Raw genomic sequence first — 13,364 nt, 5'->3', positions numbered from 1 at the left:
AGTTTAATATATAAAAATCTTTTTAAATTTTGTTGATGAAGAAGTTTTAAGCCTAATCAAATACAAACCTGTGTTTGTGTTTTTTAAAGCAATTTTATTATTTACTTCAGCTTGTTGTATTACAAAAGAATCTAAGTTTTTACCTAAAATATTAAAAATTTCAATTTTAGCCTTTTCTCCAACAGTAATTCCTGAAATATTAAGTTGGTTATTGTTAGAAACGTAAATGGTTATGTTTTTATCGATTTCAAAATCTCTTGCATTTAATGATGGACAGGATCCCCAAACTGGTTTATTACTATTTGCTAAACCAGATCTTGATGAAAAAGAGTAAGGTTCAGATGTAATATTAGAGACACACCAGTTACTCAAATCTTGATTAAACCAAGGGGTGTTATAAAACATACTTTCCATTTCTATAACCTTTGAGACATCCCAGTCTCCAATATTTTGATTAAATTCTGAAGCATTTGAAAACATTCTTCCCATATTAATAACATTAGAAACATCCCAATTACTAATATCTTGATTAAAGCTTGTTGCTTCTGCAAACATAGCTCTCATGTCTGTTGCACTAGAAACGTCCCAATTGCCTATATCTTGATTGAAACTTGTTGCACTTTCAAACATAATACCCATTCTCCTTACTTTAGAAACATCCCAAGCTCCTATATCTTGATTAAAACTGTGTGCAAGCCTAAACATTGAATACATATTATTTACACTAGAAACATCCCAATTCCCTATATCTTGGTTGAATTCGAAATTAAAGGCAAACATTGCTTGCATATTTGAAACACTAGAAACATCCCAATTCCCTATATCTTGATTAAACCCTGTACTTTGAAACATCCCGCCCATATTTTTAACTTTGGAAACATCCCATTTAGAAATATCTTGATTGAAATTATAAGCACCTCTAAACATCCTACTTATATCTGTTACATTTGAAACATCCCAATTGCTAATATCTTCATTAAAAGAATCTGCTTCTTGGAAAAGCTCACTCATATTAGTTATGCTAGAAACATCCCAATCGCTTATATGCCCATAAATTTCCTCCGCTTTTGTTGGGTTTGAGACCCATTGCGCAGCTGCTTGTTTTATATTTGATTGTGTAATTGGGGTAACATACTTTACAGTAGTAAACATTAAAACTCTTCCATAACTTTCACCAGCATTTGTTATGGCGTAAGCTCTGGTAGTATATGCAGTTTCTTCTAATAATGTAGTTATGGTTGTACTAAATGTACCTAAACCATCTCCAATAACAACTTTGTTAACTCCACTTTCACCAATTTTAGGGTTTTCATTTGTTGATTTTAAAACATAAATTATACCCCTCTCTGTAACTGTTTCTTTTGTTGTTGAAATAGTACCACCAAGAGTAGCAGAATTATGGGTTACATCAATAGGGTTTTCTGTAGATATAGTTAATATTGTTGGGCAAGTACCCCAAATAGGTTTGTTGCTTTCTTGTAAATCACTATTAGATGAAAATCTATTAGGTTCTCTGGTAATATTAGTAACACACCATTGGTTAAGGTTCTGATTAAAATTTGATGCATAAAAAAACATCGATTCCATATTTGTTACATTAGAAATATCCCAATTACTAATATCTTGATTAAAATTAGTTGCACTAGAAAACATACTAGACATATTGGTAACACTAGAAACATCCCAACTACCAATATCTTGGTTAAATTTGTTTGCACCTGCAAACATTCCTGTCATATTTGTAACTGCAGAAACATCCCAACTACTAATATCTTGATTGAAATTTTTAGAACCTGTATATTCTGTAAACATTAAAGACATATCTGTAACACTCGAAACATTCCAGTTATTTATATCTACATTAAAACTGGTTGCATTCCAAAACATTCCTCTCATGTTAGTTACATTACTTACATTCCAAGAGCTAATATTTCCATTAAAACTGGAAGCCCCTTCAAACATAGAAGACATATTGGTAACATTAGAAACATCCCAAGACCCTATATCTTGATTAAAATTGATTGCATTTTTAAACATATCACTCATATCAGTAATATTAGATACGTTCCAAGAACCTATATTTCCATTAAAATTAGAATCTCTAAATATAGAAGACATATTAGTTACTTTAGATACATCCCAATTATTAATATTTTTATTAAAACTTTCAGAATAATTAAACATTTTTTCCATATTAGTAACGCTAGAAACATTCCAACTTCCAATATCTTGATTAAAACTAGTGTTACGTAAAAACATAAAAGACATATCAGTAACATTAGATACGTCCCAAGAACCTATATCTTGATTAAATTTAGATGGATTGAAATTTGTAACTGAAAACATAAATGACATGTTGGTAACACTAGAGACATCCCAGGAGCCTATATCTTGATTAAAATTATTTGAATTACTAAACATTGCATACATGTGGTTAACATTAGAAACATTCCAAGAACCTATATCTTGATTAAAATAAGTCGCATCACTAAACATTGCATACATATTGGTAACATTTGAAACATCCCAAGCACCTATATCTTGATTAAAATTTGTAGCTCCAGAAAACATTCTATTCATACTATTAACATTAGAAACGTCCCATTTACTAATATTATCATTAAAATCTCTTTTATTGTTAAATAAAGAGCTCATATCTGTAACATTAGAAACATCCCAATCTTTTATATGCCCATATTTAACTTCTGCAACTGATAGGTCTGTAATCCATTCATTTACTGCTGTTTGTATATTTTCTTGAGTGATTTCGGTAACTATTTTAAAAGTGAATACCCTTCCGTAACTTACACCAGATGTACTCACAGCATAAGCTCTAAAACTATATATACCAAAGGATAAATTTGATATTGCAGTGCTAAAACTACCTAGCCCTTTACCCAAAGTAAGTTTTGTAACTCCTGATTCTCCAATTAGAGGATTTGAATTTGTTGTTTTAAGTGCGTAAAGAATTCCTCTTTCAGTTACTGTTTCTGGTGATGCTATAATTTCTCCTGAAACAACTGCTGATGTATAGGTAATATCAGTAGCTTCATAAGTTTTTAATTCTACAATATTACAAAAACCCCAATAAGGTTTATGATTTTCTTGAATTGAAGAATTATCTGAAAACTGTATTGGTTCTTCAGTGATATTAGAAACACACCATTTAGAAAGGTCTTGGTTAAAATTAGTGGCATTCCAAAACATTTGAGTCATATTTGTTACGTTAGTAACGTCCCAATTGCCAATATCATCATTAAAATTACTTTTGTTAAAAAATAAATAACTCATATCTGTAACCTTAGAAACATCCCAATCTTTTATATGACCATAAGTTGCCTCAGCTTCTGATGGATTTTCTATCCAAGTGTTTACAGCTATATAAATATTTTCTTGAGTAATCAGTTTTACACCTAATGTTTTAAAATTTAATACTTTTCCATAACTTGTGCCAGAAGCTGTTATGGCATAAGTTCTGTACGCATATTCAGTACCTTGCTCTAAATTAGTTACGGTTGTATTAAACGATCCAACATCATTACCAACAGTAACTTTTAGAACTCCATTTTTTTCTAATTCAGGGGTTAAATAATTTAAAATTGGTGCATATAAAACACCTCTTTCTGTAACAGTTTCTGTTGATGTTGTTATATTTCCTGCAAATACTGCTGAAGTTTCAGTTATTTCAGTGACTTCTTCAGTTGTTATGTTCAAAATATTACAATTACCCCAAACAGGTTTATTATTTTCTTCTAAAGCTGAATTAGTTGAAAATTCAGTTGGCTCAACTGTAAAGTTAAACACACACCATTTACTAAGGTCTTGATTAAAATTAGTAGCTTCATTAAACATTCCACTCATATTTATCACAGCAGACACATCCCAACTCCCTAAATCTTGGTTAAAATTTGTAGCAAATCCAAACATTAATTCCAGATTTTCGACTTGAGAAATATTCCAATTACTTATATCTTGATTAAATTTAGAGGATTTATAAAACATATAAGACATATATTTTACCTTAGATACATCCCAATCTCCAATATCTTGATTAAAATCATTTGTAAATGAAAACATAGAATACATATTTGTTACATTGGAAACATTCCAATTACTTATATCTTCATTAAATGTTCCTTTACCTTCAAATAATCGGCTCATATCTGTTACATTAGATACATCCCAATCTTTAATATGTCCATAAATGGCTTCTGTTGCTGTTGCATCCTCTACCCAAGAATTTACTGCGGTTCTAATGTTTGATTGGGTAATTGGTGTAATTCCTAAAGTTCTAAATTCTAAAACATCTCCATAATTTATGGAAGAGGATGTTATAGCATAGGCTCTATATGTATATACGGTTCCTTCAGACAAACCAGTAATCATTTCCACAAATGAACCTATACCATTTCCAATAACAACTTTAACAACACCTTCTTGGGCTAATTGTGGGTTGGATTCATTTTCTACTGTTGAATATAGGATACCCCTTTCTGTTACAGTTTCTGTTGATGATATTATTGTACCTCCTAAAATTGCAGAATTTTCAGTTATAGTTGTGGCAACTTCTGTAGTCAATTTAGCTTTAGGACAAGAACCCCAAAGAGGTTTAAAGTTTTCTTGTAAACCAGAACTATCAGAAAAAGATGGAGGGGTTGATGTAATATTAGATACACACCAATTACTTAGATCTTGATTAAAATTAGTTGTAGCGAAAAACAAACCTAGCATTTCTGTTACATTAGAAACATCCCAAGAACCTATGTCTTGATTAAAATCTGAAGCATACGCAAACATTGCATACATATCTTTTACATTAGAAACTTTCCAACTACTTATATCTTGATTAAAACGAGTAGCCCCCCAAAACATACCTCTCATAGAAGTAACCTTAGAAACATCCCAATTCGAAATATCTTCGTTAAACTCAGATTTGTATTGAAACAAATAATCCATATTGGTAATATTTGATACGTCCCAGTCTTTTATATGCCCATAAGTTGCTTCTGTAGTAACTGCATCAGTCAACCAAGCATTTACAGCTGTTTGAATATTTTCTTGAGTAATAGGTGTAACCGTAGAAAATTTAGTTGAAAGTATAGGCTCATTATGAGAAGCTTCTAAATTTTGATAATTAAAAACAAGAGTAAATATTACTAATAGAAGGTAAAATGAATTTTTCATATTTATTTTTTTTTAGAAATAAAAAAATATCACCAATAAATTTTAATAGGTGTTCTTATTCTTATTTCTTTGTTTTCTTTTTAGGACCTCTTGATGGTTCAGGATTATTTTTAATGTAATCTAACAATATATTTTTTACATCATCAACAGTTCCTTTTTTTAGGCCATTATTCTTATTTGCTCCAGTAATCCAGTACAAAATCATACCAGCATCAGAGCAATCCCATTTTCCTTTTTGAAATCGAACAACATCATCTACTTCTGCTAATTTTCCTATGGTCCAAATCAATTGAATACGCGAATCTGTATGATTTTTAGCCCAATCCCATTCAGCAATAGGAACCTTTAATTTTATATTTTGATCAGGAATACGAACTTCCTCAATACCAAAATCTAAAATCTGTTGCCAGGTATAAAAATCACCAGCATTATCATTTGCAGGGTGATGTGTAATCACTTTTACAAATTTGTGTTTTGCTTTTGGTGTTTTTTGTAACGCCATTCCAATAATATCTGGTTCACCAGCTTCAATTATCCAAAGCGGACTTTCTTTAGAAGAAGCATTTATAGCAAAGCATAAGTCTGTAATAGTTTCCTCCTTTTGCCAAATAGCATCAAAAAAAGTCAAATGCTTAAAACCACCCCAACGTCTTGCAGTCATATCACAAGCTATCTGCATTAAATGGTGTCTCTCTGTTTCCGCTTTTTTTGAAATTCTATCATCTCTTTCTAAATCACAACTATGCGAATAATGTACCAGTCTATCTTCAAGTCCTGCAGAACGTAATAAAGCCAAACTAATTGTTGTTCCTCCTAAGTCATCTGGGTCAGGTGAGTTTCCATCTGCAACTATGGCTATTCTTCCTTTTGGAGCATTAATGGTTTGTGCCATAATTTGGCTGTAAGAAAATAATATTGAAAATATAATTAATACACTTTTTTGCATCTTAGTGTTTTTTATGTTAAAAGTTAAAAATAGAATGCTTTTGTAAAATGTATACCCTGTGGTATCCTGTTGTAGTAAATCTCACGTAAATAATACTTATAAAACGGTACACTATAAGATACATAAGTTCAACTTATTAATTATTTTGCGGTTACATATAAATACTATTATAAATAAAGCGAATATGAAACAGTATATTTTTTTAATTTTAGTTATAATTCTTTTTGTCAGCAGTTGTAAACAAGAAAAAATAGCGCCTAAGAAACCTAATATATTGTGGTTGGTCACAGAAGATATGGGACATTACATCCCTTCTTTTGGAGATTCTACTATAGTTACTCCTCATTTAAGCAAATTAGCAAGCGAAGGTGTAATTTATCCAAATTTATATTCTACATCTGGTGTTTGTGCCCCAAGTAGAGCTGCAATTGCAACTGGAATGTATCCATCTAGTATTGGTGCAAACCACATGCGTACTACTTCTTATAGTGAGGTAACTGGATTGCCTAAATATGGGGCAGTTCCTCCTCCAGAAGTAAAAATGATTAGTGAATTACTTCGTAAACAAGGCTATTATTGTACTAATAATTATAAAACAGATTATCAATTTAAGCCTCCTGTTACTGCTTGGGATGAGAGTAGACCTTATGCACATTGGAGAAATAGAGAAAAGGATCAACCATTTTTTACTAGTATTTTTTATAGCATTTGCTTCTTGTAAAAGTGATAAAAATAATTCTGATAATACAAAAGAGTTTCAACCCATTTTTAATGGTAAAAATTTAGAAGGATGGAAAGGAGATTCAAAATATTGGTCTGTAAAAGAAGGTGTTTTAACAGGAGAAGTTACTCCTGAAACCATATTAAAGAGAAATTCTTTTATCATTTATGAAAAAGAACAACCTACAAACTTTGAATTAAAATTAGAATACAGAATTTCAATTTCAGGCAATAGTGGAGTTAATTATAGGAGTGAAAAGATAAAAAATAAACCATTTGCTTTAAGAGGTTATCAATCTGACATTGATGGTAAAAAACGATTTGTAGGACAAAACTACGAGGAGAAAAAAAGAACCACACTAGCTTATATTGGCGAGAAAGTAAATATTGGAGTGATACCAGATAGTATTCCTCTAAATAATTTACGTAAAAATGTAAAAAGAAATTGCTGGCAAACCCGAAATGTAGTTGCTTCTTTAGGCGAAAAAAAAGAACTAAAAACTGCTGTAAAAGATAATGATTGGAACACCATGTATCTTGTAGTAAAAGATAGCTTAATGCAACATTATGTAAATGGCGTTTTAATGAGCGAAGTAATTGACTTAGATACTGAAAATAGAAGTAAAAAAGGGTTTATTGGTGTTCAAGTGCATGTAGGACCTCCAATGAAGGTGGAGTATAAAAACATCCAACTAAAAAAACTTTAAAGACAAGATCTATTTCTTTAATAAACTTCCTAGATAAATTGTAATACAACTTCATCAGCACTGTACAGGACATTATATTTAGTAAAATCATATAACTTCGTAAAAAAAAGTTTTATTAATGAAGAAAATTACCATTATATACATACTTGTTTTGTCAATTTTTATAATTTCCTCTTGTTCTAAAGATGGAATTACGGAACAGGAAGCTCTAATAGAAGAACTTTTTGAAGAAGAGGAAGAAGAAGTTAAAGAAGGTGATTTTGTTGTCGTTGATTATTCTGATGCAGACCCAGACAAAATTATTAGTATAAATACAGGTTCATCAGAAGGGTTGTTTTATAATTTTTGGTCTACAAGGCCGATGATTAATCAAACTAGATTTAACGTTGCAAACTTTAGAAACTCTATTCAAAATATAAAACCTTATGTAAAAAGTTACAATTTGGTTAGAATGATGGGAGGAAGAAATGACGATAAAAATAACTTTTATAAAGGAGTGGATGCCTCTGGTAAAATTATAACTGACTTTAGTGGGTTAATCACTAGCATGCGAAATTTTATGCTAACGGGCTTTAAACCTAGAATTGTTTTAGATAATGTGCCATGGGATATGAGTTTACCCAGAGTAAAAGATACTTATGGAAATTCTAAACCACCAAATGATTATGAAATATGGAGGCAATACGTAAATGCTTTTTTACAAACCTTAGTTGATGAATTTGGTATGGCTCAGGTAAAAACTTGGCGCTTTAGAATTACAACAGAACCTAACTATGCTCCTCATCATTGGAGAGGTACAAAAGAAGACTTTTTTAAACATTATGATATTACTGTAGACGAAGTGTTAAAGGTAATTCCAGATGCTATAGTTGGTCCAGGTAATCTTTTAACAGAAGGAGCTGTAGGTATATTTAGTACAGAAATTATAGATCATTGTGCAAACGGAACAAATTACGCTACCGGAGAAAAGGGTACACAAATGGATTTCTTTTGCCTGTCTTATTATGAAAAGTTTGATAAAAAAGAAGTACGTTTTGAAAAGGTTATAAAACCTTATCGAAATAAACTAAATAGTTACCCTCAGTTTGCAAATATTCCTTTTGATATTCAGGAATTCGGAGTTTTAAGGGGAGATAATCGTAATAGAGGCTTAAGCTTACATGATGCTACAGAAATGGGTGCAAGTTGGTATGCTGCTATTGCAGATTTGACTTACAAATATAAAGTAACAGAAATTTACGACTGGGGTCAAGAAATAGAAGGGTCTGATTTAGCTTCTGGTAGAAGAAATGTTACAGAAATGTTTTTAAAACTAGAAGGAGGGAATAGACTGATTGCTTCTGGAAATTTTTCAGGATTCTCTGGGGTGTTACCTGTTTCTAAAGATGGTAAAATTTATTTATTCGTCTATAACCATAACACTACTAGGAGTAGTACCAATTCTAAAACATATTATCCAAAGTTAGAAGGAAGTTTAATTTCGGGCAATACCAAATGGAGAGTCAATGAGTGGACTATTGATAAAGAAAATAGTATTTTAATGAATCAGCTATATGATGATCTTAGAAAAGTTGGTGTGGGCGAAAAACCAAATGGACGAATTTATGGGAACAGACCATCAGATCGTTTTGAAGATGGATGGAAGAACGTGTTCAATAATAACCTTTCCAAATATAGAGAACTCGCAAAATTATCACAAACAGTTAAAGATTCTCTTGTAGGTTCAAACTCTGATGATTTAATGCTGAAAGTAGATTTAGCGCCACATTCAGTAAAACTAATAGAAATAATACCAGAGTAATTTAAAAAAAAATAGGAGTGTAAATTAAACAAAAAGAACAATTTAAGATTTAATTAAATTAGTGTTTCCTTTCTTTTTAAAAGTTTTTTTACTAAATCTCATAGCCCAAAAGATTCATAGTATTTAAAAAAAGTAATTAGTTAGTAACTTTTACGACAACTTACAAAATACAATAACTATTTTTTTTTAAAATGAAAAAATTAACATATCCACATGTTTTATTTGTCGCTGTTTTAATACTGTTTAATTTTAGCTGTAGTAAAGATAAAGGGCCTTTAGAAGAACAAGATTTAATGCAGGGAGAAATATCTGAAAATCCTTTAACCATGATTTCTAAAGATACACTAAGAATACCTATTGTACATTATATTTCTAGAAATAGTGCTGGTATTAATGCAGTAACTTCTGAGCAAAGAATAGTAAAAATTATGGGCGATATCAACCTTAATTTTAGATCAACTAAAATACAATTCTTTACAAGAAATATTAAATTTTTAGACAACACACAATGGAATAAAGAATTTGTAAAACAAGATGATTTTATAAACAATAAAGTATTAAATTCTTTTGAAGACGATACAGCTTTAAATATATTTTATTTCACAAAAATTTTAAACAGAATAGACGGAGTAATTGAAGGTGAATTAGGTGCAACAGCTTTATTTCCTGACCAAGGAAATAATTTAAAATTAAGCGAATCTGCTATAGAGTTAGAAAATACAGCAACTGTAACCCATGAAATTGGTCATTATTTAGGATTGTATCATACAGAAGAAACTTTTACAGACAGTCAGGGTAATATAGAATTAGTAGATGGCTCTAACTGTGCAGAGGCAGGAGATAAAATATGCGACACACCTGCATCTCCAGATTTAAATGATGGTAATATAGATGAGCCAACTTGTAACTATATAGGAAATGAAACAGATCCTGCAGGAATACCTTATAACCCAGATACTTTAAACTTTATGACACAATGGGCAGGTGCAGATCCAGAAGGAGTTTTGTGTAGGAGACGTTTTAGCCAAGGACAGGCAGATAAAATGATTTCTGTATTAGAGAATGAAAGAGCTTATTTAATAACAAGATAAAAAAAAGGGTAACCCTAAAAAAACTACTTAGATATAAAGATTATTTTATTAAATTTTCTTTTTAGGGCCTCTTTTAGGTTCAGGATTTAATTTTATATAATCTAAAAGTATTTTTTTTACCACTTCAGGACCTCCAGCTTTTAAGCCATTGTTAACGTTAGCACCAGTAATCCAATATAAAATCATACCTGCATCAGAACAATCCCATTTTCCTTTTTGAAATTTAACAACATCATCAACCTCAGCTAATTTACCTATTGTCCATAGTAGTTGAATTCTAGAATCTGTGTGGTTTTTGGCCCAATCCCAATCTGCAATAGGTAATTTTAAATTGATATTTTGGTCTGGAATTCTTACTTCTTCAATACCAAAATCTAAAATCTGTTGCCAAGTATAAAAATCGCCAGCATTATCATTTGCAGGGTGATGTGTAATCACTTTTACAAATTTGTGTTTTTCTTTTGGTGTTTTTTGTAAAGCCATTCCTATAATGTCAGGTTCACCAGCTTCAATTATCCAAAGCGGACTTTCTTTAGAAGAAGCATTTATAGCAAAGCATAAGTCTGTAATAGTTTCTTCCTTTTGCCAAATAGCATCAAAAAAAGTCAAATGCTTAAAACCACCCCAACGTCTTGCAGTCATATCACAAGCTATCTGCATTAAATGGTGTCTCTCTGTTTCCGCTTTTTTTGAAATTCTATCATCTCTTTCTAAATCACAACTATGCGAATAATGTACCAGTCTATCTTCAAGTCCTGCAGAACGTAATAAAGCCAAACTAATTGTTGTTCCTCCTAAGTCATCTGGGTCAGGTGAGTTTCCATCTGCAACTATGGCTATTCTTCCTTTTGGAGCATTAATGGTTTGTGCCATAATTTGGCTGTAAGAAAATAATATTGAAAATATAATTAATACACTTTTTTGCATCTTAGTGTTTTTTATGTTAAAAGTTAAAAATAGAATGCTATTGTAAAATGTATACCCTGTGGTATCCTGTTGTAGTAAATCTCACGTAAATATTACTTATAAAACGGTACACTACAAGACACGTAAGTTCAACTTATTAATTATTTTGCGGTTACATATAAATACTATTATAAATAAAGCGAATATGAAACAGTATATTTTTTTAATTTTAGTTATAATTCTTTTTGTCAGCAGTTGTAAACAAGAAAAAATAGCGCCTAAGAAACCTAATATATTGTGGTTGGTCACAGAAGATATGGGACATTACATCCCTTCTTTTGGAGATTCTACTATAGTTACTCCTCATTTAAGCAAATTAGCAAGCGAAGGTGTAATTTATCCAAATTTATATTCTACATCTGGTGTTTGTGCCCCAAGTAGAGCTGCAATTGCAACTGGAATGTATCCATCTAGTATTGGTGCAAACCACATGCGTACTACTTCTTATAGTGAGGTAACTGGATTGCCTAAATATGGGGCAGTTCCTCCTCCAGAAGTAAAAATGATCAGTGAATTACTTCGTAAACAAGGGTATTATTGTACTAATAATTACAAAACAGATTATCAATTTAAACCTCCTGTTACTGCTTGGGATGAGAGTAGTCCTTATGCACATTGGAGAAATAGAGAAAAGAATCAACCATTTTTTGCTGTATTTAACTTTACTGAAACACATGAATCTGGTTTGTTTGAACCTTATGGATTTCGAGAAATTGAAACAAGGCATTATCAAGCTGGAGATAAATCGTACAATTGGAAAAACAAAGGAAAATCTCATGCTAAAAATAGAATGACAGAAGCAGAAACTCCTGTTCATATTCCAAAAGACACTAAATTTAAAGTGCCTCCTTATTTACCAGATACTGAGATTGTACAAAGAGATCTTTGGAAATTGTACAACAATATTGCAGAAATGGACAGACAAGTGGGAGCGGTTTTAAAACAATTAGAAGAAGATGGGCTACTAGAAAATACTATAATTATGTTTTACGGTGATCATGGAGGGCCAATGCCAAGAGAAAAAAGACTCATTTATGATTCTGGTTTAAAAACCCCAATGATTGTTCGTTTTCCAGGAAAAATAAATGCAGGAACAAAATTTAATCAATTGGTTAGTTTTGTAGATTTTGCACCAACCTTACTTTCTCTAACGCATCAAAAACCGCTAGCATACATGCAAGGGCAAGCTTTTTTAGGAAAGTATCAATCAAAAAAACAACGAAATTATATACATGCAGCAGCAGATCGTTTTGATGGTTTTACAGATGCAATTAGAGCTGTAAAAGACAAACAATTTAAGTATATTAGAAATTATAGACCAGAGCAAGGATATTATTTGCCAATAACGTACCGCGAAAAAATTCCGACAATGCAAGAATTAATAAGGTTAAAAGATGAGGGTAAGTTAAATGATGTACAGATGCAATGGTTTAGAGATAAAAAACCAAAAGAAGAATTATTCGATTGTATAAATGATCCTTTTGAACTACATAACTTAGTCGAAAACCCTGAGTATAAAGATAAATTAGCTGAGTTAAGCAATGAAATGGATAGATGGCTTACAGAAATTGGGGATGTACCTAATTTTCCAGAAAAAGAATTGGTAGCCAAACTTTGGGATGGTAAAAAAACAAAACCCAAAACAGCCAATCCAGTTACAGTTATAAAAAATGGGAAAATTGTAATTAGTTGTGATACAAAAGGAGCTTCTATAGGATATAAAACAGATCCTAAAGCCAAGAGTTGGACCGTTTATTCAGAGCCTGTTAAGATAAAATCTACAGAAATGCTATTAGTTAAAGCACATAGGATTGGCTATGAGCCAAGTAAAGATGTAGAAGTTAAAATAGCTATGTTGAAGTAAAATCAACTAAATTTCATCAAAAATTAAAATTTAGACCCTTTTTTTTTAATTTTTCATAAAATATTAACTTTTTTTTTAGTAAAAA

The 13,364-nt window shown here is 31.0% G+C and carries 8 protein-coding genes; 5 read left to right on the top strand and 3 right to left on the bottom strand.

The window, feature by feature from the left end; genetic code table 11:
- Positions 1–3 precede the first annotated feature (3 nt).
- Both FP421_RS14270 and FP421_RS14265 read right to left on the bottom strand, forming a co-directional pair.
- Positions 4–5,184: a BspA family leucine-rich repeat surface protein gene (locus tag FP421_RS14270; RefSeq protein ID WP_159951769.1), complete on the bottom strand. Its 5,181-nt coding sequence runs from the start codon at positions 5,182–5,184 to the stop codon at positions 4–6.
- A 61-nt stretch (positions 5,185–5,245) separates the two neighbouring features.
- Positions 5,246–6,130 carry a hypothetical protein gene (locus tag FP421_RS14265; protein ID WP_201288861.1) on the bottom strand — a complete coding sequence of 295 codons (885 nt, stop codon included), beginning with the start codon at positions 6,128–6,130 and terminating at the stop codon, positions 5,246–5,248.
- A gap of 184 nt (positions 6,131–6,314) precedes the next feature.
- Between FP421_RS14265 and FP421_RS14260 the strand changes: the two genes are divergently transcribed.
- From FP421_RS14260 to FP421_RS14245, 4 genes are all read left to right on the top strand, one after another.
- The gene (locus tag FP421_RS14260; RefSeq protein ID WP_201288860.1) at positions 6,315–6,851 is read left to right on the top strand and encodes a sulfatase-like hydrolase/transferase; all 537 of its coding nucleotides are present in this window, start codon (positions 6,315–6,317) and stop codon (positions 6,849–6,851) included.
- Positions 6,763–7,557, top strand: a complete 795-nt coding sequence (locus tag FP421_RS14255; protein ID WP_236548128.1) for a 3-keto-disaccharide hydrolase — start codon at positions 6,763–6,765, stop codon at positions 7,555–7,557. The genes FP421_RS14260 and FP421_RS14255 overlap by 89 nt, the downstream gene beginning before the upstream one ends.
- 118 nt (positions 7,558–7,675) lie before the next feature.
- Positions 7,676–9,358: a GH39 family glycosyl hydrolase gene (locus tag FP421_RS14250; protein ID WP_159951767.1), complete on the top strand. Its 1,683-nt coding sequence runs from the start codon at positions 7,676–7,678 to the stop codon at positions 9,356–9,358.
- A 191-nt stretch (positions 9,359–9,549) separates the two neighbouring features.
- Positions 9,550–10,449: a M43 family zinc metalloprotease gene (locus FP421_RS14245; RefSeq protein WP_159951765.1), complete on the top strand. Its 900-nt coding sequence runs from the start codon at positions 9,550–9,552 to the stop codon at positions 10,447–10,449.
- Between the two features lie 48 nt (positions 10,450–10,497).
- Here FP421_RS14245 and FP421_RS14240 read toward each other — a convergent pair whose 3' ends face one another.
- Positions 10,498–11,376, bottom strand: coding sequence for a hypothetical protein (locus tag FP421_RS14240; protein ID WP_201288859.1), 879 nt, complete (start codon positions 11,374–11,376; stop codon positions 10,498–10,500).
- Positions 11,377–11,560: 184 nt separating this feature from the next.
- Here FP421_RS14240 and FP421_RS14235 point away from each other — a divergent pair, with 184 nt between their 5' ends.
- Positions 11,561–13,279, top strand: coding sequence for a sulfatase family protein (locus tag FP421_RS14235; RefSeq protein ID WP_159951763.1), 1,719 nt, complete (start codon positions 11,561–11,563; stop codon positions 13,277–13,279).
- The last annotated feature ends 85 nt before the right edge of the window (positions 13,280–13,364 follow it).

This window comes from Polaribacter septentrionalilitoris (genome assembly GCF_009832745.1).
Lineage (GTDB): Bacteria > Bacteroidota > Bacteroidia > Flavobacteriales > Flavobacteriaceae > Polaribacter > Polaribacter septentrionalilitoris.
Note: the sequence above shows the minus strand (reverse complement) of the source record. Positions and strands in the feature narration are given on the sequence as shown.